The organism is Kiritimatiella glycovorans, assembly GCF_001017655.1.
Taxonomy (GTDB): domain Bacteria; phylum Verrucomicrobiota; class Kiritimatiellia; order Kiritimatiellales; family Kiritimatiellaceae; genus Kiritimatiella; species Kiritimatiella glycovorans.
The window spans coordinates 2,108,114-2,130,657 of sequence record NZ_CP010904.1 but is presented as its reverse complement, the minus strand read 5'-3'; the positions used below and the strand labels follow the sequence as shown (position 1 = coordinate 2,130,657).

At 65.7% G+C, this 22,544-nt stretch carries 17 protein-coding genes; 10 read left to right on the top strand and 7 right to left on the bottom strand.

Features of this window, described 5'->3' with window-relative positions:
- Positions 1 to 4 precede the first annotated feature (4 nt).
- The gene (locus L21SP4_RS08970) at positions 5 to 955 is read right to left on the bottom strand and encodes a DUF6807 domain-containing protein (RefSeq protein ID WP_052882336.1); all 951 of its coding nucleotides are present in this window, start codon (positions 953 to 955) and stop codon (positions 5 to 7) included.
- Complete coding sequence (locus tag L21SP4_RS08965) at positions 952 to 1,794, bottom strand: sugar phosphate isomerase/epimerase family protein (RefSeq protein WP_052882335.1); 843 nt, start codon at positions 1,792 to 1,794, stop codon at positions 952 to 954. The genes L21SP4_RS08970 and L21SP4_RS08965 overlap by 4 nt, the downstream gene beginning before the upstream one ends.
- A 172-nt stretch (positions 1,795 to 1,966) precedes the next feature.
- On the opposite strand from L21SP4_RS08965, the gene L21SP4_RS08960 reads away from it, so the two are divergent.
- Entirely contained in the window at positions 1,967 to 2,971 is a 1,005-nt protein-coding gene (locus L21SP4_RS08960; protein ID WP_052882334.1) for an AraC family transcriptional regulator, read from the top strand.
- 77 nt (positions 2,972 to 3,048) lie between these two features.
- Here the strand turns inward: L21SP4_RS08960 and L21SP4_RS08955 are convergent, their stop codons facing one another.
- On the bottom strand, positions 3,049 to 4,005 hold the full coding sequence (locus tag L21SP4_RS08955; RefSeq protein WP_052882333.1) for a DUF6807 domain-containing protein: 957 nt from the start codon (positions 4,003 to 4,005) through the stop codon (positions 3,049 to 3,051).
- 156 nt (positions 4,006 to 4,161) lie between these two features.
- On the opposite strand from L21SP4_RS08955, the gene purH reads away from it, so the two are divergent.
- Complete coding sequence (purH, locus tag L21SP4_RS08950; RefSeq protein ID WP_052882332.1) at positions 4,162 to 5,781, top strand: bifunctional phosphoribosylaminoimidazolecarboxamide formyltransferase/IMP cyclohydrolase; 1,620 nt, start codon at positions 4,162 to 4,164, stop codon at positions 5,779 to 5,781.
- 113 nt (positions 5,782 to 5,894) lie between these two features.
- Here purH and L21SP4_RS08945 read toward each other — a convergent pair whose 3' ends face one another.
- Positions 5,895 to 7,136, bottom strand: a complete 1,242-nt coding sequence (locus tag L21SP4_RS08945; protein ID WP_074041439.1) for a glycosyltransferase family 9 protein — start codon at positions 7,134 to 7,136, stop codon at positions 5,895 to 5,897.
- 156 nt (positions 7,137 to 7,292) lie between these two features.
- On the opposite strand from L21SP4_RS08945, the gene L21SP4_RS08940 reads away from it, so the two are divergent.
- From L21SP4_RS08940 to L21SP4_RS08920, 5 genes are all read left to right on the top strand, one after another.
- On the top strand, positions 7,293 to 8,786 hold the full coding sequence (locus tag L21SP4_RS08940) for a glycosyltransferase family 39 protein (protein ID WP_052882330.1): 1,494 nt from the start codon (positions 7,293 to 7,295) through the stop codon (positions 8,784 to 8,786).
- A gap of 61 nt (positions 8,787 to 8,847) precedes the next feature.
- The gene (locus tag L21SP4_RS08935; RefSeq protein WP_052882329.1) at positions 8,848 to 11,853 is read left to right on the top strand and encodes an AIR synthase-related protein; all 3,006 of its coding nucleotides are present in this window, start codon (positions 8,848 to 8,850) and stop codon (positions 11,851 to 11,853) included.
- On the top strand, positions 11,853 to 12,362 hold the full coding sequence (locus L21SP4_RS08930) for a hypothetical protein (protein ID WP_052882328.1): 510 nt from the start codon (positions 11,853 to 11,855) through the stop codon (positions 12,360 to 12,362). Before L21SP4_RS08935 ends, L21SP4_RS08930 begins: the two co-directional genes overlap by 1 nt.
- Positions 12,355 to 12,555 (top strand): hypothetical protein, encoded by a 201-nt coding sequence (locus L21SP4_RS08925; RefSeq protein ID WP_052882327.1) that lies wholly within the window; start codon positions 12,355 to 12,357, stop codon positions 12,553 to 12,555. Before L21SP4_RS08930 ends, L21SP4_RS08925 begins: the two co-directional genes overlap by 8 nt.
- Positions 12,552 to 13,349, top strand: coding sequence for a phosphoribosylformylglycinamidine synthase subunit PurQ (locus L21SP4_RS08920; protein ID WP_052882326.1), 798 nt, complete (start codon positions 12,552 to 12,554; stop codon positions 13,347 to 13,349). The genes L21SP4_RS08925 and L21SP4_RS08920 overlap by 4 nt, the downstream gene beginning before the upstream one ends.
- A 22-nt stretch (positions 13,350 to 13,371) precedes the next feature.
- Here the strand turns inward: L21SP4_RS08920 and L21SP4_RS08915 are convergent, their stop codons facing one another.
- From L21SP4_RS08915 to ligA, 3 genes are read right to left on the bottom strand one after another with little or no spacing between them, the layout of a single operon-like run.
- Entirely contained in the window at positions 13,372 to 14,535 is a 1,164-nt protein-coding gene (locus L21SP4_RS08915; protein WP_052882325.1) for a sialidase family protein, read from the bottom strand.
- On the bottom strand, positions 14,532 to 15,590 hold the full coding sequence (locus L21SP4_RS08910; RefSeq protein ID WP_052882324.1) for an alkaline phosphatase: 1,059 nt from the start codon (positions 15,588 to 15,590) through the stop codon (positions 14,532 to 14,534). Before L21SP4_RS08910 ends, L21SP4_RS08915 begins: the two co-directional genes overlap by 4 nt.
- Before the next feature lie 7 nt (positions 15,591 to 15,597).
- A complete protein-coding gene (ligA, locus tag L21SP4_RS08905; RefSeq protein ID WP_052883012.1) occupies positions 15,598 to 17,628 on the bottom strand; it encodes an NAD-dependent DNA ligase LigA in 2,031 nt (676 codons plus the stop codon).
- A 413-nt stretch (positions 17,629 to 18,041) separates the two neighbouring features.
- Between ligA and lysS the strand changes: the two genes are divergently transcribed.
- From lysS to L21SP4_RS08890, 3 genes are read left to right on the top strand one after another with little or no spacing between them, the layout of a single operon-like run.
- Positions 18,042 to 19,490, top strand: a complete 1,449-nt coding sequence (gene lysS, locus L21SP4_RS08900) for a lysine--tRNA ligase (RefSeq protein WP_052882323.1) — start codon at positions 18,042 to 18,044, stop codon at positions 19,488 to 19,490.
- A 13-nt stretch (positions 19,491 to 19,503) separates the two neighbouring features.
- Positions 19,504 to 20,970 carry a CHAD domain-containing protein gene (locus tag L21SP4_RS08895; RefSeq protein ID WP_052882322.1) on the top strand — a complete coding sequence of 489 codons (1,467 nt, stop codon included), beginning with the start codon at positions 19,504 to 19,506 and terminating at the stop codon, positions 20,968 to 20,970.
- 4 nt (positions 20,971 to 20,974) lie between these two features.
- A complete protein-coding gene (locus tag L21SP4_RS08890; RefSeq protein ID WP_144413811.1) occupies positions 20,975 to 22,543 on the top strand; it encodes a Ppx/GppA phosphatase family protein in 1,569 nt (522 codons plus the stop codon).
- Position 22,544: the final 1 nt, after the last annotated feature.

Here is a 22,544-nt window from a genome sequence, read left to right as displayed (position 1 = left end):
CGGTCTACTCCTTTTTTAAGGCAAATTCTGCGAACTCGGCCTCGAGCCTCTCAGTATCCGCTTCGTGCGGAACCACGAGTACGCCGTACGTCAGGGTCATCGTCTCGCCCGCCTTCAGGCTGCGGTCCTGTGCGTAGAGCAGGGCGGGGTTGAGGTAGGTGAACGGGCCGTGGCCGAGGGCGCGGTTGATGACGAACCACCGCGTGGGATGACCCGGGTTCGAGGGATGGTCGAAAATTGCGACGGCCGCCTCACGTCCGTCCACGGCCCCCGCCGCAACCGCCCACGGTGCCCGCTTTCCATGGATCTCCCCGTCGGTCCGGCCTTCGGCGTCCTGCAGCGTGACCGGCACAAAATCCTTCGCCCCGCGGTAGGAGAAGCACCCGTATCCGCGTCCGGGATTCGGATTGCGTCCGAACTCGAGATCCTGCAGGGCGGTGCACGCCATGGCCCAGTCAATGCGATAGCTCCCGTCCGGGCGTGGCGTACCGATCCGGATCGTGCGCGTCTCGCGCATCCAGGGTTTCCCCTCGTGTTCGCGCGGTGCGTATTCGAGCGTCATGCGCACCACGCCCGCCTTCCGGTCGGCCTGCACGATCTTCGCGTTGCGGATCGTCGTTCGCCCCGCGATCTCTCCGGTGTCGCGCTGAAATTCCCAGAAATTGACGTGATTGATGTATTTCCAGGAGAACCACAGGCCCCAGTGCCAGGGGTGGTCCGGCGGGCTCAGCCACGTCAGTCCGCGGCCGTCCGAGGTGTTGAGTGGGTGGATGTACGGTTTCGGTTCGCTCGCATCGAAGTTCAAACGGCAGACCACTCCGGACGGGCCCATCAGGGTCAGGCTTTTGCCCGGCGCTTTTTCCCAGCTCCACGGCGAGGCCTGCAGCGTCGATCCGGCCGTTACCGCACCGGTCAGTAAGGTTGTCGTAATCAGCGTAACCCGTAGAGTTTTCATACGCCTTGATCCTTCAGGAATTCCGCGCTGCGCACGAGCACGTCGTCGCCGCCGATAATCTCCAGCGTCGAACTCTCGATGTCGCACCCCCTGAGCACTTCGCAGACGCCCTGGAGGTCGATGACGCCGTCCCCGAGCGCGATGTTCGAAAAACCGCATCCGAACATCGTGCCGCGCTTCGGCTCCCATTCCGGTCCCAGATCCTTCCAGTGGACATGGTGGATCTTCTCGCGGAACACCCGCGCCATTTCCACCGGATCGGTGCCGCCTAGCCACGCGTTGCCCGTGTCGAGGTTTACGCCGAGGGCGTCGGGATTGCCCAGCCTGTCGAAGATGTCCTGCATTCCGCGAATCGTGTCGGTGATCGGGCCGTGCGGTTCGAGCAGGATCCGTACCCCGTAATCACCCGCCATCTGTACCGGGGTGTAGAGTTTCTCGGCCACGGTGAAGATGCTCTCTTCGTAGGTGAGCTGCTGCGCCCACTCGGAACGGGCGTCCGTCTCCGTCGTGACCACATCCCTGATGCCGATCGCCGCGGCGAACCGTATGGCCTTCATGATCTCCGCCGTCCCGTACTTGCCGGGATTGCTGGGTTCCAGCAGCAGAGCGTGGGCGCAGACGGCGCTCGGCGTGATGCCGTGGCGCTCGAACAGGCGTTTTACCTCGAAGGGGTTCTCGTCCAGGCTCACCGTCGGCGAAAAGCCCGCCGAGCCAAGCATGCTCCCGCCGGCGTTCGTGTCGGTGATGTCCGCGCGCCTGAAGCCCAGCTCCTTTACCCGCTGAAGCTGCGTCTCCACGCTCGCGAAAGGCTCGATCAGAAGAAACAGTCCCACATCCATAATTCGACCTCCCGGTTCGATGACTTTGTTCTATGGTGCGGCATCATCGCACCGGATGACCGCGTTTGTCGTTCGAATTCCGTTGTTGAAAGATATTATACAAATGGGGAAGATGAGGTTGGGGCGAATGTTGCGTCGGGACGCGGGACGCAGCGGGAGAGAGAGGCGGATCATGATCGGCGGTGAAGTTCCATCCTATCATGCCGGGCGGCGTACGTATCACGCCGACACCTGCGCGCCGATGGCGGAGGCGGCGCGCGGCGGCGAGATTCACATGGAGGCCCTGGCGCGCGGCACCTATCCGGGCCGGCGTCTCAGGAGCGGCGACCTGGAGGGGTTGCGCAGCGTCGGATTCTGGGACGCCGCGCGCCCGCAGAGCTGGGGGCTTCCGTGGCACCGCAACGAGGGCATCGAGATTACCCTGCAGGAGACCGGCGGGACGGCTTTCCGGGTCGGGCGCGCGCGGCGAAACCTGGAACCCGGCGATATGGCGATCACGCGTCCGTGGCAGGCTCACTGCCTCGGCGATCCCGCGGTGGGGCCGGGGCGGCTGTACTGGCTGATTCTGGACGTCGGGGTCCGGCAACCGCACCAGGCCTGGCACTGGCCGGACTGGCTGGTGATGGCGGGACCGGATCTGCGTGAGCTGACCCGTTACCTCCGCCAGAACGAGGAGCCGGTGCGCAAGGCCTCGGTCGAGATGCGCCGATGTTTCTCGAAGCTCGGTGATACGGTGTCCGGAGCGGGTGGGGAGAGTACGGTTTCGCGCGCAGCAATTTATGTGAATGAACTGCTGCTGCTTCTGCTCGAATCGCTGCGCGAGAGCCGACTGCGGCTGAGTCCTTCGCTCAGCCATGCCTCGAGATCGACGAAAATGTTTCTCGAGCGGCTGGCGGAGGATCCCGCGGAGCCGTGGACGCTGGAGACCATGGCGGCGCATTGCGGGCTGGGGGTGACACGGTTCACGCATTACTGCCGTGAGATCACCAACCAGACCCCGATGCAGTATCTCAATCACCTGAGAATCGAACGTGCCAGGAACCTGCTTCGCGCAGCGCCCGATCGAAGCATTACCGAGATCGCCATGGCCTGTGGGTTCTCGACCAGCCAGTACTTTGCGACGGTTTTTCGTCGCTGCGTCGGGGTTTCGCCGAAATCATTTCGCGCGCGCGGGTAGCGGGCGCCGCCCCGGCCGCGGGTCCGGCGGAGGGGCGCGGCGTCAGGGGTGCGGGGATTTCGTGTCCTCCATCAGGTCTACGGTTCTGTTTCCCGGCCGAAGCGCACGAATTCGGCCTCGAGCACCTCGTCCTCCGCTTCGTGCGGAACCACGAGTACGCCGTAGATCAGGTCCATGGTCTCGCCCGCTTGCAGCGTGCGGTCCTCCTCGTAGAGCAGGGCGGGGTTGAGAAACGTGTACGGTTGTCCGTCGCCTATCTTGCGGCTTCTCACGAACCAGTGCGCGGGGTGGTCCGGATTGGAGGGGTGGTCGAAGATCGCCACGGCGGCGGTTTTGCCGTCGACCGGACCCGACGCGGAGGCCCACGGCGCGCGCTGGCCGAAGAGGTCATTCCCGGGCCGGCCTCCGGCGCCGCGCATCGTGACCGGGAAGAACCCTTTCGCGCCGCGAAAGGAAAAGCCCCCGTATCCGCGTCTCGGTTTCGGGTTGCGCCCGAGTTCGAGATCGCTCAGGGCGGTGCACCGCATCGCCCAGTCGATCCGGTAGCTCCCGTCCGGCCGCGGCGTGCCGATGCGGATCGTGCGCGTCTCGCGCATCCAGGGCTCGCCCTCGCGGTCGCGCGGCGCGTACTCGAGCGTCATGCGCACCACGCCCGCCTCCCGGTCGGCCTGCACGATCTCCGCGTTGCGGATCGTCGTCCGGCCCGCGATCCTTCCCGTCTTGCGGTTCATTTCCCAGAAATTGACGTGATTGATGTACTTCCACGAGAACCACAGGCCCCAGTGCCAGGGGTGGTCCGGCGGGCTGAGCCACGTCAGGGTACGCCCGTCGGTCGTATTGAGCGGATGAATCCAGGGTTTCGGTTCGTCCGCATCGAAGTTCAGTCGGCAGACGACCCCGGACGGGCCCGTCAGCGTCAGGCTCTTCCCGGGGTCCTTGTCCCAGCTCCAGGGGGATCCGTCGAGCGTGGACCCGGCTGTCCCGGTGCCGATGAGAAGGCCCGCGGCGGTCAGCGTCATCAGTAGCGTCTTCATATCTCCTGCTCCTCCTGCGGGGTCCACGATGACGGGAAAGCTATTGAGAGATCAAGAATCTTCGTCGTTTGAACTCGGTTCTTCTTTTTACGTGCATCGCGCCGCCGGGGACGCTATCAAGAGTCCGTGCGCAACGAAAAAGAGCGAGGTGGGGCGATGAACCGGATTCAGCGAGCGATCATCAGTGTGTCGGATAAGGCGGGCGTGGTGGAATTCGCCCGCGGACTGGCGGAGATGGAGGTGGAACTCTATTCCACGGGAGGGACCTCGCGCGTGCTGCGTGAGGCCGGACTGGAGGTCCACGACATATCCGAACTGAGCCACTTTCCGGAAATCCTCGACGGGCGCGTCAAGACGCTCGTCCCGCAGGTGCACGCCGGACTGCTCTATGTGCGCGACAACGCCGACCACACCGACACGATGAAGGCGCAGGGGATGAAGTCGATCGATCTGGTCTGTGTGAATCTCTACCCGTTCGAGTCGACCGTCGAGAAGGAGGACGTCGATTTCGACGAGGCGATCGAGCAGATCGATATCGGCGGGCCGACCATGATCCGCTCGGCGGCGAAGAATATGAAGTACGTCACCGTCATCACCGAACCCGGCGATTACGGCCGGGTGCTCGAATCGATGCGCGAGCACGACGGGGCGACGACGGAGTCCCTGCGCCTCGAACTGGGCCGCAAGGTGTTTGCGCGCATGGCGCAGTACAACGCGGCCATCGCCTCCTGGCTCTCGGATCGTCTCGATCCCGAGGGTGCGAGCGGGGGACCGTACGCCCGCGCCTGGCCCGCCGGCGAACGCCTGCGGTACGGCGAGAACGCCCACCAGCGCGCCTGGCTGTACCGCGACCCGTCCGCCCCGGACGGTTCGATCGCCCACGCCGAGGTCCTCCACGGTAAGGCGATGTCCTACAACAATTACGTGGACGGCGACGCCGCGCTTGAGGCGGTCAAGGAACTGGCGGGACGCCCCGCCGTAGCGGTGATCAAGCATACCAATCCCTGCGGGTATGCCACCGCCCCGACCCTCCACCGCGCCTTCGAGTCGGCCTGGTCGGGCGACCCCGTCTCGGCGTTCGGAAGCGTGATCGCCGTCACGGAAACGGTCGATCTCGCCACGGCCGAACTTTTGCAGGGACGCTTCGTGGAGGCGCTGATCGCCCCGGACTTCGAGGCGGACGCGCTGGAATACCTCCGGAACAAGAGCAAAAACATCCGTCTGATCCGGTTGACGAAACCGATGACGGGTCCGGCGCCGCGAACCATGGTCAAGCAGGTCAACGGAGGAGTGCTGCTCCAGGATGTCGACCTCGGACTGGTCGATCAGTGGCGCAGTGTGACGCAAAAGGAATTCCCGCCCCCGATGCGCGACCTGGCGGAATTCGGCCTGTGCGCCTGCAAGCACGTCAAATCAAACGCGATCGTCCTCGTCCAGGGCCGCGGGGAAGGCGACTTCCGCGTCCTCGGCATGGGCGCGGGTCAGCCGAATCGCGTGGACGCCCTGCGCAAGCTGGCGCTGACGAAGGCCCGCGAAAACCTGCTGCTCGAAAGTCCGGACATGACGGAGGAGGATCTCGAATCGGCGTTAAGCGAATGCGTGATGATCTCCGACGCCTTCTTCCCCTTCCCGGACACCGTCGTAGAGGCCGCGGAGGCCGGAGTGCGTTACGTGATCGAACCGGGCGGATCGAAACGCGACGAAGAGGTAATTGCCGCGTGTGACGAGCGCGGCGTGGCGATGGCCTTCACCGGCATGCGTCACTTCCGGCACTGAACCGGCTTCGGGTGGGGATAGACCATGAAGGTTGGTTGCCGCACGCCTGCCTCCGGCAGGCCAGGCGCGTGAAGATAACGGCCCTGGCCCTGCTTCGCAGGCCTGCGGGCCTACTACGAACTTTTTCCGCTGCGCGGGCCGGCGTCCAGGGCTTCCCTGAGTCGCGCGAAGACGCGGTCGACCGTGAGGGCCTTGAGGCAGACGTTGTCGCGGCAGGGACTCTTGCGGTGATTGTAGGCGCTCAGGCAGGGCGAGCAGGCGAGGCCGGAGTAGAAGACCTCGCCCTTACCGAGCGGGCCGTACAGGTTCGGGGTCTCGGGTCCGAACAGGACGTAGACGGGCATGTCGGTGATCGAGGCGAAATGCGCGGGACCGGAATCGTTGGTCAGCATCAGCTCTGACAGCGAATAGAGTACGGGAAGCTCTTCGAAGTCCACGGCCCCCGCGAAATTAATGCAGCGGGGGCTGGCGACTTCGCGCGGAACAAAATCGACCCCCTCCCGTTCCGCCGGGGCGCCGGTGCAGAGGATGAACACGTCCGGAAAGGATTCGACGACCCGCCGCGCCGTCTCCGCGAACCGATCCGGCATCCAGTTCCGCTGCGGGACGAGGTCGCTGCAGTTGGCATTGAAGAGCACGAGTCGATGGCGCGCAGGGTCGAAGCCGGGTGTCGCCGCGCGAATCTTGTTCAGCACCCCCTCGCGCTCCGCCTCCGTGACCGGCCGTTTCACGGGCCGGATTTCGTCGTCGCTCACGACGCGCTTGGTAAAAGGGCGCTGAGTGCCGGGTTTTTCTTCCAGCGCCTTTACAAGCGCCAGGTAGTTTTTCGCCACGTGCTGGTGCGGACTGTACATCACGCGGTGCGTGAGCAGGCGGCCGCGATAGAGCCCCTCCTGGTGGAAGGCGTCGAAGCCCGCACGCCGTACGGCCCCGCTCAGCCAGCTCAGAAGCATCGAGGCGCGGGCGAAGAGTTCCAGATCGACCGCCGCGTCGATTTTCATCCTCCGCGCCCATGCGGGAAAGCGCAGCGCATCCGCCAGCAGCGCTCCCAGGCGGTCGTCGCGGATCGTGAACACATGATCGGCGGGCACGGTATTCAGGAGCCGGAGCGTTCCCGCGGTGCTTTTGAACGCGACGAAGTAGAGTTCCGAATTCAGTTCGTCGCGCGCCCGCCGCATGGCCCGATCGGCGATGATCGCGCTGCCCATCTCGGAGAGCAGGATGAAGAGTGTGCGTTCGGGGCGGCGGTCGCGCCGCGGCGCGACGAGGTGCCGAAGTCCGCGGAGCAGCGTCGCCGCAAAGCACAGCGGCACCCCCGCCAGCCGGTCGATCCGGCGCATGACGTCTGCGTTCAAATAATCGCTCCTTCCGGTGAGGTGAGTGTACCCGGCTCACCGCGCAGCGCAATGGAAAGAGGCGATTCTTAGAAAGAAGGGTATTCCGACAGCCCCGTCGGACTTGTCTGGCCTTCTGAAGGAGGCTAGGATCGGCCGCGAACCGGGAGGGACTGCATGAGCCGACGCGTCGAGATCGCGGGATGGATACTCTGTCTGCTGCTGGCGCTGCTCCCGCGCCTGTGGAATCTGCCTGCGCGGACGTTCAATCTCGACGAGGCCTATTCATTCCGCTTCGCGGAGCGCGCCTCCCTGCGGCAGGTGTTCGATCCGCTCTCCGAGGTCAACCGCAGCGAGCCGCACCCCACGCTGTTTTACACGATGACCTGGGGGTGGCTGCGCAGCGGATACGCCCTGCTCGAATCGTCGGGCGCCACGCGGGAGACGGCGTTGCGTGCGATGACGGTGCTCGTCAGCCTGGCCGGGGTGGCGGGGGTGATGGCCGCCGCCCGCGCGTGGGCGGGCCGGCGGGCCGGTTTGGCAGCGGGGCTGCTGGCCGCGCTGAGCGTATACTCCGTGCTGCTGGCCCGCGAGGCACGCATGTACGCCCTGCTGGAGTGCGGCGGGGCTTGGCTCCTCTTCTTTCTGTTCAGGTGCCTGCGCGACGACCGTCCACGCGCCGGGGCGTTGACCGGGCTCGTGCTCGCGGGGTGGTTCACGATGGCGAGTCATTACCTCGGGATCGTCTACGCCGCCTGTGCGTGGGCGTGTCTGGCGGCCTTTCGCCCCCGCGCCTGGCCGCGCTGGGGCGCGGCGGGGCTGGTGCTCGCCGGACTGTACGCCTACTGGCTGACCGGCTTCCTGCTGCAGGCGGCGGCGAAGGGCGGGGGGAGCGCCTGGTACCCCTCCACGGGACTTGTTATCCCCTTCACGTTCTTCGCTTTTGCGGGGGGACACGGGCTGGTCGAACTCGCGGGGCGCGCGGAGGCGCTCCGCGCCGCAATCCCGGGGCTGCTGCTGGCGCTCTTTCCCCTCGCGGCGCTGGGTGTGCTGTGGCGGCGGCGCGGCGAACGCGCCGCCGCCGCGCCCGTCGTCTGCGCGGCCGTGCTGCTGGCCGCGCCGCTCGTGCTCGTCTGGCTGGCCTCCTTCCGGATGGAAGGGCTCTACGACGACACCCGCTACGTCGCCGCCGGCGCTCCGGCGCTGTTCGTCCCGCTGGCCGCGGGACTGACGCTGGCGCGGGGAAGGGCGCGTCCCCTGATCTTCGCGGCCGCGGCCCTGTTCCTGGCGGTCAATACGGCGGGCCTCGTGCGCGTCGCGCGCGCGGAGGCGCGGGCGCAACCCGACTGGCGCGCCGTGGCGGCGGAACTGCGCGCGATCGATCCCGACGCCGTGGCCGTCTACTGCGATTACATGACGCTTCCGCTCGGATTCTACGCACCGGAACTCGAACTTACCGGACTGCCCGACCGCCGCATCGATGCACGCGAGTCACTGTTCGAGGCCTGCCCGGACCTGCGTCAGGCGGATAGCGTGGTGCTCATGATCAGCCACCCGCGCGGGCATGAGGACGACTACCGTCGCCTGTTCGGAGAGATCTACGGCGGACTCGAGCCGGCGGGACGCGGATTTCACCGGGTCGAACTCCTGGTGGCCGGGGAAGCGGAGTGAATCGTCTTGGCCCCGTCCGGCATCGCGGATATTCTGTACGTTTTGGCGACAGGAGCAGGACGTGACCGAACAGACGGTACGCATCGAGGCGGGACTCAGGGAAGAGGTTCCGGACGCGGCGGGTCAGGGGATCGCAGCCCAGGCCCGGCAGTGGTTCGGATTCGACGTGCGGCGCTGCCGGTGCCGGGAGGTCTACCGCATCCGCGCCGAACTGGACCCGGATCGCGCCGGGATGGTCCGCGCGGCCTTCGGCGACCCCGTGGTGGCCGAGACGGCGCTCGACCGTCTTCCGTCGCCGGAGGGGTTCGACTGGCTGATCGAGATCGGCTACAAGCCCGGCGTGACCGACAACGTCGGGCGCACGGCCCGCTGCGTGCTCGAAGACCTGATCGAGCGGGAACTGGACTGGCGCGAACAGGTGTTCACCTCGCGGCAGGTCTTTCTGTGGGGGGCGCTCGAACGCGGCGACGCGGAACATCTCGGCCGCGATCTGCTCGCCAATCCGCTGATCCAGGACGTGCGCGTGTTCAGCCGGCAGGAATGGGTGAACTCGGACATCGACCGCTCGGTGCCGGTCTTCACCGACCGTCCCGCCCTCGAGGTCCATACGTTCGATCTGTCCGGCGATGACGAGGACCTGATGCGGATCTCCCGCGAGGGGATCCTCTCGATGAGCCTCGCAGAGATGCGCTCGGTGCGCGACCACTACCTCAGTGAGCCCGTACGCGCCCACCGCCGTGAACTCGGCCTCCCCGACTGGCCGACCGACGTCGAACTGGAGTGCATCGCCCAGACCTGGTCGGAGCACTGCTTCCATAAGATCTTCGCGGCCGAGGTGGAGTATCGCGACGAGGAGACGGGCGAGGAGGAGCACATCCGCTCGCTGTTCAAGACGTACATCCGCGCCGCGACCGAAAAGGTGGCCGAGCGCGCCGACTGGCTGGTCTCGGTGTTCTCCGACAACGCGGGGATCGTGCGGTTCGACGACGAGGTCCACGTGGCCTACAAGGTGGAGACGCACAATAGCCCCTCCGCCCTCGATCCCTACGGCGGGGCGATGACCGGGATCGTGGGCGTGAACCGCGACCCGATGGGTACCGGGATGGGGTGTGCGCTGCTGACCAACGTGTGGGGCTATTGTCTCGGATCGCCGTTCTTTGACGGCGAGCTTCCGGAGGGCCTGATGCACCCGCGCCGCATCCGCGACGGCGTGCACCAGGGCGTGATCGACGGCGGCAACCAGAGCGGCATCCCCTGGAGCCGCGGATTCGAGTGTTTCGACGAACGGTATCTCGGCAAGCCGCTCGTGTACTGCGGGACCGTGGGCGTGACCCCGGTGGAGGTCGCCGGTGGGCCGGCCGAGCGCAAGGAGGTCGAGCCCGGCGACCTGGTGGTGATGTGCGGCGGACGGATCGGCAAGGACGGGATCCACGGGGCCACGTTTTCCTCCGAGGAATTGCGGATGGAGTCGCCCGCCCAGGCCGTGCAGATCGGCGACCCGCTTACGCAGCGCAAGCTGTACGAGTTTCTGCTCGAGGCGCGCGATCGCGGACTGTACCGCTGCATCACCGACAACGGGGCGGGCGGCATAAGCTGTTCGTTCGGCGAGATGGGTCGGCTCAGCGGCGGCTGCCGCTGCGAGCTGGCCGACGCCCCGCTCAAGTACGAGGGACTGCAGCCCTGGGAGATCCTGCTCTCCGAGGCGCAGGAGCGGATGACGCTCGCCGTGTCCCCCGAACACAGAGATGAACTGCTCGAGCTGGCGCGGCGGCGCGATGTCGAGCTGGCCGTCATGGGGGCGTTCACGGACGATGGCTACTTCACGGTGATGTGGCGGGGTGAGACGGTGGCGTCGCTGGACATGGATTTTCTCTACGAATCGGGCTGCCCGCGCATGACGATTCCCGCGCGCTGGACGACGCCGGAGATCTCCGCGCCGCCGCGGCCCGAGGAACGCGATCTGACGCCGCGCCTGAAGCGCGTGCTCGCCGATCTGAACCAGTGTTCGCGCGAATACAAGTCGCGCATGTACGACGGCGAGGTGAAGGGTCTGAGCGTCGTCAAGCCGTTCATGGGTGTCTGCGCCGACACGCCCTCCGATGCCACCGTACTGCGTGTGCGCTATGACTCCGACCGCGGCATCGTCCTCTCCGAGGGCATTCATCCGTGGCTTTCCGATCTCGATACGTATGCGATGACGGTATCCGTCGTGGACGAGGCGGTGCGCCGGGCGGTGGCCGCGGGCGCGCGGCCGGACCGCATCGCGCTGCTGGATAACTTCTGCTGGCCCGACCCGGTCGAATCCGAAAAGACGCCCGACGGCGCCTATAAAATGGCGCAGCTCGTGCGCTCGAACCGCGCGCTCTACGACCTCTGCACCGCGTGGGGTACGCCGCTCATCTCGGGTAAGGACAGCATGAAGAACGACTCCACCCGTGGCGGCCGCAAAATCTCCATCCCGCCGACGCTGCTGATCTCGGCGCTGGGGCAGATCGATGACGTGCGCACCGCGGTGACCACCCCGTTCAAACGGGCCGGCGACGCGATCTTCGTCGCCGGCGTGACGATGGACGAGACCGGGGCCTCGGCGTGGGCGCGGTCGCTGGCCGCCGATGCCGGGTCGCCGCTGGCCTGCGGGGGCCGCGCCCCCGGCGTGGATCCGGCGTCCGCCTGGAGGCGGTTTGAGGCCGTTCACCGTGCGGCGGAATCCGGGCTGCTCCGTTCCGCGACCACGCCGGCCCGGGGGGGGCTCGCGCTCGCGCTGGTCATGGGATGCCTCGGCGGGGCCTGCGGCGCGGACCTTGAACTGGGCGCGCTGCCGGTAGAAGGTGAACTCGACGACGCCGTGCGCCTGTTCTCGGAGACCAACAGCCGGTTTGTGCTCACCTGCGCGCCGGAGGATGAAGAGGCCTTGAAGGATCGGTTCGCCGGCACGCCGTTTGCGCGGATCGGCACGGTGCGCGGCCACGGGCGGCTCACGGTGCGCGGCCACGACGGCGAGGCCGTCATGGACGCCGACGTCGAAGACCTGCGCGCGACGTTCAAGGGAACCCTGGAGGGGGTGTGATGAGACACCTTCGCACCATCATTCTGGCGTTATCGGATGCGGAGGTCGACTATGTCATCGGCGGGGGCGTGGCCTGCGTGCTTCAAGGCGTCGAGCGGTTCACCCTTGATCTCGATGTCGCCGTGCGATTCACCGAGGGAAACATGAGACGGTTCATCAAGGTGATGGAGGACCTGGGACTGAAGCCTCGTGTGCCCCTTGAGCCCGAGACGCTTCTGGATCCGGAGACCATCCGTATGATCGTCGAAGAGAAGCACGCAGTGGTATTCAGTTTTCTCGATCCGAAAGAGCCGGCGCGACACCTCGACCTTTTTCTGAAGGAGGAGCTGTCTTTCGAGGCCTTCGATGAAGATGCGGATGAGGTGGATGTTGAGGGGCGCAGGGTGCGCGTAGCCTCAAAGAGCAGACTGCTGTCTTTGAAGCAGCGCATCGATCCGCCGCGGGACAAGGACCTGCTCGATATCGCCGCCCTTGAACATCTCCTGGCTGGAGGCCGCGAAAATGGATGAACGCACCGTCAGGATCATTAGAGAATCCCGCCCGCAGGATTATGACGGCCATACCGGGTTCCGCGAGATGACGCCCGATCAGCGCCTCCACTGGCTGGAAGAGGCGAACGAGACGTTTCGGGCGTTACACGGACTCGTCGAACGGCGCCGGACAGACCGGAAACCCCATGTGCACAGGAAGGGACGTCGATGACCCCGAGCGTACTGATCATCACGGGATACGGCGTGAACTGCGAGGCGGAATCCTCGCTGGCCTGGGAGCGCGCGGGCGCGCGCCCCGTCCGGGTTCACCTGAACGATCTGCTTGCGGCCCCGGGCCGGATCCACGACTTCGGGGCGCTGATGTTTATCGGCGGATTCTCCTACGGCGACCACATGAGCAGCGGCCACGCCATGGCGGTACGGGTGGGGCATCACCTGCGCGACGAGCTGCGACGGTTTGTCGAGGACGGTCACCTGATCCTGGGGGTCTGCAACGGGTTTCAGGTGATGGCGAAGATGGGGCTGGTCCCGGCCGCCGACGGCGAGCTGCTCAACCCGTCGGTCACCGTGATGCGCAACGACTGCGGCCATTTTCAGAACTACTGGGTCGACCTGCGGTTCGAGCCGGACTCGCCGTGCGTCTTCACGCGCGGGCTGGAACGCATGGAATTGCCGATCCGCCACGGCGAGGGCAAGGTCTTCACGCCGGACGCCGCGGTGCTGGAGGGGATCGAAAAGGCGGGCTGCGTGCCGGTGCGCTACGCGGACGCCGAAGGCCGGCCGGCGCAGGACTATCCCGCCAATCCAAACGGGTCGCTGAACGCCATCGCCGGACTCTGCGATCCGACCGGCCGCCTCTTCGGCCTCATGCCGCACCCCGAAGCGTACCTTTTCCCGGAGAACCATCCGCGCTGGGATCACAGGAAGGGTGAGGGGCGGTTTCCGGAATACGGGGAGGGACTCAAGCTTTTTCTCAATGCCGTGGAATGCATGCGGCAGGCCTGACGCTGCATTTCCGCTCGCACGCTCAGCGATCGAAGCAGAGGCGGAAGTTTTCGATGCGGTGAAACGTGAGAAAGTTGGCGTCGTGATAGTTGTGTGCACCGCCCATGCCGTCGTCGAACGCCGTCCTTGAAACCGCGATGATATCGTGCCCCTCGAATTGCCAGTCCCAGTACTGGAACCCGTGACGGTAGACATCGCGGTGCTGCACGACGGTTTCGTGAACCGTCCAGTGCTTCAGGTCCGGAGAGGAAATCAGAACGGCGCGGTTGCGCACCCAGCCCGGATGGAGGGTGCGCACCCGGTCGTACCAGCGCCCGTGGTTGGTGATCGACCAGTATCGGCCGCTGTGGGGATCAAAGCGGATCGTGAATTTCTTGGCGCTGCCGGGCAGGCGGATGTAGTCCGTGTCGGGGTCGAACCGGGCGTCCCGACCGTCGTCCGAAACGTGAATCACGGCGGCCTTTCCCTGAAGCCGGGCGACACGGAGGATGTTCAGGACTTCCCCGTCGGGGGAGGCGACGGCATTGCCCTCGATCCATCCCATGCCCTTCCAGTGCTTCTGATCGTACGAGAGCATTTCCGAACAGCGCCAGTGTTCCGCATTAAGAAGATTCGCGTCGACGGGCACCGACATCATGAAAGCGCGGGATCGTTCGGCCCACGTGCCGGAATCCTCGAAACACTCCATCGCCCGCCAGAGCCGGCCGTCGTGCTCCAGTACGGGGACGGGTGCGCAGTGGATGCGGCCACGGAGAAGGATGCCCGAACGCCGGTCGACGGGTGTCGTCCAGGTCCGGCCCCCGTCTTCCGACTTCCGGATGACGGCGCGGGCGGCCTCCGCATCGCGGCCGATCAGATAGAGTGTTCCGCGGTGGACAAAGAGCGTGGAAAAGAACTGGCGTAGCGTCGAGACGTGCTGCCAGTGTTCGCCGCGATCTTCGCTTCGGTAAATCCGGGTATCGTGAACGTCGGGGCCGGAACCGAAGAAGTCGTGGGCCGCCACATAGGAACCGTCGGGAAGCAGCGCGATGGAGGGGCTTCCGATGTACTGGCCGCTTGAGGCGGGGCTGTGATGGATCACCGTACCGGGCACATCGGGAAACAGCTCATCGCCGGCACATACGCAGGACAGGTGCCCCACGAGAATCAGAGCGAGGAGGCCCCGGTTCTCAAAGAAACGGATCATCGGATTCCCTCCGCCCACTCGAGCAGCCGCGCGCCCACCTCCGTGTTGTCCAGCACACCGCGGAACGCCTCGCTTCCCGGACCGAAGGCGAAGAGCGGGACCATCACGGCCGTGTGATACCCCGTAGTATAGCCGCATTCGGTGACGGTACGGTCTTCGACGGAACCGTCATGGACGGCCATCCCGCCGCATTCGTGATCGGAGGTCACGAGCACCAGGGTATCCCCTTCCGATTCCGCGAAATCGAGACAGGCGCCGACGGCCCGGTCGAAGTCAAGCATCTCGCTCAGAATGAATTCGGTGTCGTTCGCGTGACCGCCCCAGTCGATCTGCGAGGCCTCGACCATCAGGAAGAATCCCGGGCCGGACTCCTCCAGGATCAGGAGTGCGCGACGCGTGAGTTCTTCCAGCGGCACCCGGCCTTCGGTGATGCGCGGCGGATGCTTCTCCGCCAGGAACGCCGCGGCACGCGCGGGAGCGCCCATCACATTCCACGCCTCCTCCGTCGTCACAATGGTGAATCCCTCCCCGCGCATCGACTCGAAATGCGCCCTGAAGAACTTCGCGCCGCCGCCGAACAGGACATCGACCCCGCAGGCGGCCACCTGTTCGGCGATGCGGACGTCCCTGTCGCGGTCCGGAACGTGCGCGCCGAAGGCAGCGGGGGTGGCGTGCGTCAGCGAACAGCTCGTGACCAGACCGGTCTTCAGCCCCCGCTCCTCCGCGGCCTCGAGCACGGTGCGGAGCGGTTTTCCGTCGGGCGTCTGCGCAAGGACCCCGTTGTCCGTCTTGTGCCCGGTCGCCAGCGCCGTCCCGGCCGCGGCGGAATCGGTCACCAGGGCGTTCGCCGAGTGAGTGGTCATCAGCCCGAGCGTCCGGATCCGTTCCATCTCGAGTTCGCCCGCCGCGATCTTTCCCGCGGTGAGCTGGGCGACACCCATGCCGTCGCCGATCATGAGGATGACGTTGCGGGGCGCCTGCGCCGCACGGGCGGCGCAGGTTGTGAGAAGCAGGGCCAGCAGGGCGATCCTGATGATCGGCTTGTTTATGGTCATGGTGCAGTTACTCCATGTTCGCGGTTTCTTTCGCCGAAAGCATAGTCTTCAAGGCGGACTCGTCGAGCACGCGCACCCCCAGCCGCCGGGCCTTGTCCAGCTTGGATCCCGGGTTCGCGCCGGCCACGACGTAGTCGGTATTGTTCGAGACGCTGGAGGTGACGCGACCGCCGCGCTGTTCGATGGCGTCCGCCGCCTCGTCGCGGGTCATCGATTCGAGCGAACCCGTGAGCACGAAGGTCATCCCCCCCAGGAACGATGAGTCCTCGCGCGGCCCTTCGCGCTCCATGCGTACCCCGGCCTCGCGCAGGCGCTCGATGCATTTCCGATGCTCATCCCCGGCGAAAAATTCCGCGATGCTGCGCGCCATGATCGGGCCGATGTCCGCGATCTGCTCCAGACGTTCCTCGGAAGCTTCGGCGAGTTCGTCGATCGAGCCGAACTCGTCGGCCAGCACGCGCGCCGTGCGTGCGCCGACCATCGGGATGCCGAGCGCGAACAGCACGCGGTCAAAGGGACGCTTTTTGCTCTCTTCAATGGCCCGGAGCAGGTTATCCGCCGACTTGTCGGCCATCCGGTCCAGCTCCAGGAGCCGGTCCTTCGTGAGTTCGTAGAGATCGGCGGGGGAGCGGACCTGCTCGCGGTCGACGAGCTGTCCGATGAGCGCTTCGCCGAGTCCGTCGATATCCATCGCATTGCGCTGCGCGAAATGCTCGAGCGCGCGCTTCACCCGTTCCGGCTGATGCCCGCCCGCGAGACGCCAGGCCACCTCGTGCTCGTTTTTTACCGGCACGATGCCTTCGCGCCGGCACGCCTCGTTCATGTCGAAGATTGGTTCATCGCCGTCGCGGGCGTCTCTGTTGACGCCGACGACGGCGGGAATCACCTCGCCCGCCTTTTCCACGATCACGCGGTCGCCGATGCGGATATCCTTGCGCGCGATCTCGTCGGGGTTGTGCAGCGTGGCGCGATGGATCGTGGAGCCGGCGACGGTGACCGGCTCGAGTTCCGCGACGGGCGTAAGTACGCCGGTCCGGCCGATCCGGATGCGGATATCCCTGAGCGTGGTCTCCGCCTGTTCGGCCTCGTACTTGTAGGCCACCGCCCAGCGCGGACTTTTCGCGGTGGTGCCGAGCGTGTCGTAGAACCGCCGCTCGTTGACCTTGATGACCCCGCCGTCGATCTCGAACGAAAAGTCATGCCGCCGCTCCCGCAGTTCGTCCAGGCGCTGAAGTACGGCATCGAGATCGGGGCAGACAGGATGGAACGGCAGGATCGGGATTCCGAAGTCCTTCAACTGATCGAGCAGTTCATGATGCGTCGCAGGCAGGTCGAAACTGGTCGCGCCGACGCCGTAGAAGACCGCGCCGAGGGGACGCTCGGCGACGACCCGCGGGTCGAGCTGCTTAAGGGAACCGGCGCAGGCGTTGCGCGGGTTGGCGAAAGGGTTCTGCCCGGTTTCTTCACGGGTTCGGTTGATCTCCGCGAACCCCCGCCGCGTCATGTACGCCTCCCCGCGCACCTCAAGCACTTCGGGAACCCGGCCGGAACCGGACAGGCGCAGCGGGATCGAGGCGATCGTGCGCAGGTTCGCGGTAATGTCGTCGCCGGTGGTCCCGTCGCCGCGCGTGGCGCCGAGCGCCAGCCTTCCGTTTTCGTAGCGCAGAGCGACGGCGACTCCGTCGACTTTCGGTTCAAGCGCGTAGGTGAACTCCTCTTCAGGGATCAGCCGCCGGACGCGGCGGTCGAAATCGCGCAGCTCGTCTTTGCTGTAGGTGTTGGCAAGGCTGAGCATCGGGATGTGGTGGCGCACGTTTCTGAATCCTTCGAGCGGCTCGCCGCCTACGCGCCGGGTGGGCGAATCGGGGTCGGCGTATTCCGGGTGCTCCGTCTCGAGTTGTTCGAGCCGGTCCATCAGCCGATCGTACTCGCGGTCGGAGATCTCCGGCGCGGCCTCGACGTAGTACCGTCGGTTGTGCCGCTCGATCTCGCGCCGGAGGCGCTCGATTTCGTCACGGATTCCGGTGGAAGAATTCATGGTCGTCATACTAATCCATGCCGCGCGGATGATGAAGGGGGAAGGTGGAGTCAGAGTGAGAAACCTGAATCCTGAGTGAGAGACCTGAGACCTGAAACCTGAGTAAGAGAGTGAGAAACCTTAATCCTGAGTGAGAGACCTGAAACCTGAGACCTGAGTAAGAGAGTGAGAAACCTGAATCCTGAGTGAGAAACCTGAGACCTGAGACCTGAGTAAGAGAATGGGGTAGAGTGAGAGACCTGAGACCTGAGTAAGAGAAACCTGAGTGTCCCGTGTTACGCTCAGGTTTCACACTCAGGGCCGTCGGGATGCTCAGCCTTCAGGTTTTCCGTTCCCTCATGTCTTCTTTCCCCGGTTGAATCTTCGTCCCTTTCCCTGTAGCCTGAGGCGCCTTCACCATGAGGAGTTAGATTATGACCGAGAACGACCAGGCTGGCAATCCGGACGAGTATCGCGCCCAGCGCGAGGAGAACATGCAGAGGCTGAAGGAGGCGGGGTATGCGCCCTACGGCGCCGGCTTCGAACGCACGGATACGCTCAAAGGCCTGGCGGCGAGCTTCGAGGAGGGGAGACGCGTGCGGGCCGCGGGCCGGCTCGTGACCGTGCGGAAGATGGGCAAGATGGCCTTCGCGCATCTCGACGACGGCTCGGCGCGTCTGCAGCTCATGGTCAAGCGCGACGGGGTCGGCCCCGACGCCTTTCAGGCGTTCAAGTGGCTCGATCTGGGCGATTGGATCGGGGTCGAAGGCGAACTCTGTCTGACGAAAACCGGCGAGAAGACGATCCGCATCGACCGCTGGGAACTGCTCGCCAAAGCTTTCCGCACCCCGCCGGAAAAGTGGCACGGGCTGCAGGACGTCGAAACCCGGTACCGCCGGCGCTATCTCGATCTCATGTCGAACGACGACGTCCGCGAACTCTTCCGGAAGCGGACGGCGATGATGGACGCGTTACGGCGGATGCTGCGCGACCGCGGGTACCTCGAGGTGGAAACGCCGATGATCCAGCCGCTGGCGGGCGGCGCCGCCGCGCGCCCGTTCAAGACCCGTTACCAGGCGCTCGGCGCGGACATGTACTTCCGGATCGCGCCCGAACTCTACCTCAAGCGCCTGATCGTCGGCGGCCTGGACCGCGTGTTCGAACTCAACCGCAATTTCCGCAACGAAGGACTCGACCGCACCCATAATCCCGAGTTCACCGCGCTGGAGCTGTACGAGGCCTTCGGCGACCGCAACACGATGCAGCGGCTCGCGCAGGACCTGATCGCCGGAGTCGCGGAGGAGATATTCGGATCGCTCACCACCGAGTGGTACGGCCATGAGATCGATCTCACTCCTCCGTGGCGTGAAGTGACGTTCGAATCGCTCCTGGAGGAGGAGATCGGCGGAAAAGCGCTGGAGCGCCCGGCCGAAGAGCTGCGCGCCGAGGCGGAGAAGCGCGGGATCGAGGTCGAGCCGGACTGGAGCGTCTGCAAAATCGCGCAGGAGATCTACGAACACGAGATCGAACCGCACCTCACCGCGCCCACGTTCGTGACGCGGCTGCCCGCCGAACTGGTCCCGCTGGCCAAACCGTGCGACGACGATCCGCGTTTTGTCGACGTATTCGAACTGGTCATCGGCGGACGGGAGATCGCACCCGCCTACAGCGAGCTGAACGACCCCGCCGAGCAGCGCCGGCGCTTCGAGGCGCAGGCGGGCGGAGACCCGTCGAAGATCGACGTCGACTTCCTCGAGTCGCTCGAATACGGCATGCCGCCGACGGGCGGCATGGGCATCGGAATCGACCGCCTGTTCATGCTGCTCACCGGTTCGGAGGCCATTCGGGACGTTATCCTCTTCCCGCAGATGCGGGCGAAGTGAGAGAATCGGGAGGATGAAAAAGAAGGAAATAAACAGGCTGTGCCGGCTCTACCGCAACGAGGACCCGCATACGAAGTATGTGGCGAGGCTGGCCCGGACCCTCTTTGACGCCGCCGCCCCGGTGTTCGGGCTCGAGGCCGGCGACCGGGACGTACTGGAAACCGCGGCGAGGCTGCACGATATCGGGTTCGCCCTGAATCCCCCGCAGCACGAGGTCATGAGCGCCGAGATTATCCTTCGCGAGGGAATCGGCGAATGGGAGGAGAGCCGGGTGCGGCGCGTGGCCGCGGTGGCGGCCTCTCATCGCGGAACCCCGGAAGCGGCATCGTCCATGCTCGCGGACCTGGCCCCGGAACTCGAAGATCCCGGCGTCCGGCGTCTGGCCGCGATTCTCCGGGTCGCGGACGGACTCGATCACGGACACATTCAGGACGCGAAGATCCGCGCGATGTCCTTCCGGGAGGATGCGGTGCGGCTGGACGTCAAGACGCGCTGGTACCGCGCGAACGCGGATTGCGCGCAGCGCAAGGCCGACCTGTGGGACGAGGTGTTTCCGCTCCCGCTCCGGGTCTGCGGCGGGGAGGGGAAGCAGAAGACGTCGAACTTCAAAGGCGTGCTTCGCGGGAAGGACGATGCGCTGCCCGCGGCGCGCAAACTGCTCTGCGCACTCTACGATCTGATGCGCGACAACACGCCGGGGATGCTGGAGGGGAAGGATCCCGAATATCTCCACGACTACCGGGTATCCGCGCGGCGGTTCCGGATGGTGCTGCGTCTGTTCCGGGGGCCGCTTAAAACAACCGCCGCCTCCCGCGTCGAGCGCGGCATCAGGGAAGCGTGCAACCAGCTCAGCGAGGCCCGGGATCAGCACGTCTGGGTGCAGATGCTCGAGTCGGACGAGTTCACGTCCGCGGCGGCCGGCGATCCCGAATATCCTCCCTATCTCGACCGTCAGCGTGCGCGCAGGGACGAGCTTGAAAAGAAGCTTCCGGAGATCCTGGAGACGGAGTGGTACGCGGAACTGGTCGAGGATCTGGTGCGGTTGACGCGCGTCGAAATCCCCGAGCGGATACGCGAAGACAAACCCCGCTCCGCCGCCGGAATCATGTCGAAGAAAATCCGCAAGCTGAACGGGGAGATCGCCGCCACGGAGACCGGCCCGCTGCGCGACGCCCCCGAAGCGCTGCACCATCTCAGGAAACGGGTGCGCCGGCTGCGCTACTTCGCCGAATTCGCGGCCCCCGTCTTCGGCGGTGGCATGAAGGACCTGGCCGATCGGCTCGACGACCTGGCGACGGCGCTCGGCGACATCCACGACTGCGACGTGCATCTCGAGGCGTTAACAAAAGACGAACACCGGCCCGCCAGACTGTGCGAACTGCTGGGGCGTAAACGCGAAGAGGCGTGGGCGCGATTTGAGGAACTGTGGGCGGCCTACACGTCCGAAGAACATCAGAAAAACCTCCACGGGATGACGTAGTATCTTGAAGCAGGGATCCACAGAGCAGGTGGAATACCGGGTGCGGGCCGTGATCGATATCGGGGCAACGTCCGTGCGCATGGCGGTCGCGCAGATCGCCGGAGACGGATCCGTCGAGATGCTCGAGTCGCTCCAGCAGGGCGTCGGTCTCGGACGCGACACCTTTACCACCGGACGGATCCGGCTCTCGACGACCGAAGAGTGCGTGCGGGTGCTGCGCAGTTTCCGCGAGGTGCTCCGCCAGTACCGGATCGATCACCCCGACTGCCTGCGCGCCGTCGCCACCAGCGCCGTCCGCGAGGCGCGCAACCGCGACGCCTTCCTCGACCGCCTCTACATCGCCACCGGCATCCCCGTCGAGGCCATCGACGGGGCGGAGGTGAACCGGCTGACGTTCTTCAGCGTCCAGGCCCTTTTGCGCGAGCACGAAGCGCTCCTCAGCGACCAGCTTCTGGTGGTCGAAGTGGGGGGCGGCAGCACGGAAATCCTCGGGTTCCGCCAGGGGCGCGTGGCCTTTGCTCACACCTACCGCATCGGCGCGTTCCGGCTGCGCGAGATGCTGGAGGACTACCGCCAGCCGCAGGCGCAGCTGCGCGAGATCCTCGACTCCGAGGCGCGTACCGGCGTGCGCCAGATACGCGAGACGTTCCGCGGGCGGAAATCCCCGGTTATTCTCTACCTGGGCGGCGAGGCGCGGTTCGCCGCCGCGCGCCTCGGCGCGAAACAGGGCGGCGCCGTGCAGCGCATCGCCGTCACCCGGCTGGCTAAACTGGCCGACGAGATGCTCGGCTATTCCGTGGACGAGCTGGTGCGCCGTTATCATCTTTCGTACAGCGACGCGGAGACGCTGGGTCCCGCGCTGCTCACCCAGGTGCGCCTGGCGGAGGCGTTGAACCTCCGTTACGTGTACACCGGCACTCCTACGCTGCGCGACGGACTGATTGCCGAGATGGCCGCCGGAAGCGCGTGGACCTCCGATTTCGTCGAGCAGATCCTGGCCTCGGTCCAGGAGGTCGGGCGCAAATTCGACTACGACTACGCGCATGCGGAAGTGGTGGTTACGGCCGCGCGCAAACTCTTCGATGCGCTCCGTGACGAGCATCAGCTTTCCTTTCATTACGAAGTGCTGCTCATCGTGGCAGGTTGGCTGCACGACATCGGCACGTACATCAGCAACCGCAGCCATCACAAACACACCCAGTACCTGATCGAGAACAGCGACATCTTCGGACTGAGCGGCGAGGATCTCAAACTGGCTGCGCTGGTGGCGCGCTATCACCGCCGCGCCGTTCCGCGGCCGACGCACGAGGACTACATGCAGCTCGACCGGAGCCGGAAGCTGACGGTCAGTAAACTGGCCTCGATCCTTCGCGTAGCCGACGCCCTCGACCGGGGGCACGCCCAGCATCTGCGCGATATGAGTGTGACGGTGGAGCCGGACCGGGTCGTGATCGAGGCCGCCCGGCCGGGGGATGTCACCCTCGAGAACATGGCCCTGCGTGAAAAGGGGCGGTTTTTCGAGCAGATTTACGGACGGAAGGTCGTGCTGCGGCCTTCCCGCAGAGGGGAGTAGA

Bases quoted from the DNA above. Each gene is read 5' to 3' on its own strand.
- L21SP4_RS08970 (WP_052882336.1), bottom strand. From the start codon at position 955: ATGAAAACTCTACGGGTTACGCTGATTACGACAACCTTACTGACCGGT.
- L21SP4_RS08965 (WP_052882335.1), bottom strand. From the start codon at position 1,794: ATGGATGTGGGACTGTTTCTTCTGATCGAGCCTTTCGCGAGCGTGGAG.
- L21SP4_RS08960 (WP_052882334.1), top strand. From the start codon at position 1,967: ATGATCGGCGGTGAAGTTCCATCCTATCATGCCGGGCGGCGTACGTAT.
- L21SP4_RS08955 (WP_052882333.1), bottom strand. From the start codon at position 4,005: ATGAAGACGCTACTGATGACGCTGACCGCCGCGGGCCTTCTCATCGGC.
- purH (WP_052882332.1), top strand. From the start codon at position 4,162: ATGAACCGGATTCAGCGAGCGATCATCAGTGTGTCGGATAAGGCGGGC.
- L21SP4_RS08940 (WP_052882330.1), top strand. From the start codon at position 7,293: ATGAGCCGACGCGTCGAGATCGCGGGATGGATACTCTGTCTGCTGCTG.
- L21SP4_RS08930 (WP_052882328.1), top strand. From the start codon at position 11,853: ATGAGACACCTTCGCACCATCATTCTGGCGTTATCGGATGCGGAGGTC.
- L21SP4_RS08925 (WP_052882327.1), top strand. From the start codon at position 12,355: ATGGATGAACGCACCGTCAGGATCATTAGAGAATCCCGCCCGCAGGAT.
- L21SP4_RS08920 (WP_052882326.1), top strand. From the start codon at position 12,552: ATGACCCCGAGCGTACTGATCATCACGGGATACGGCGTGAACTGCGAG.
- L21SP4_RS08915 (WP_052882325.1), bottom strand. From the start codon at position 14,535: ATGATCCGTTTCTTTGAGAACCGGGGCCTCCTCGCTCTGATTCTCGTG.
- L21SP4_RS08910 (WP_052882324.1), bottom strand. From the start codon at position 15,590: ATGACCATAAACAAGCCGATCATCAGGATCGCCCTGCTGGCCCTGCTT.
- ligA (WP_052883012.1), bottom strand. From the start codon at position 17,628: ATGAATTCTTCCACCGGAATCCGTGACGAAATCGAGCGCCTCCGGCGC.
- lysS (WP_052882323.1), top strand. From the start codon at position 18,042: ATGACCGAGAACGACCAGGCTGGCAATCCGGACGAGTATCGCGCCCAG.
- L21SP4_RS08895 (WP_052882322.1), top strand. From the start codon at position 19,504: ATGAAAAAGAAGGAAATAAACAGGCTGTGCCGGCTCTACCGCAACGAG.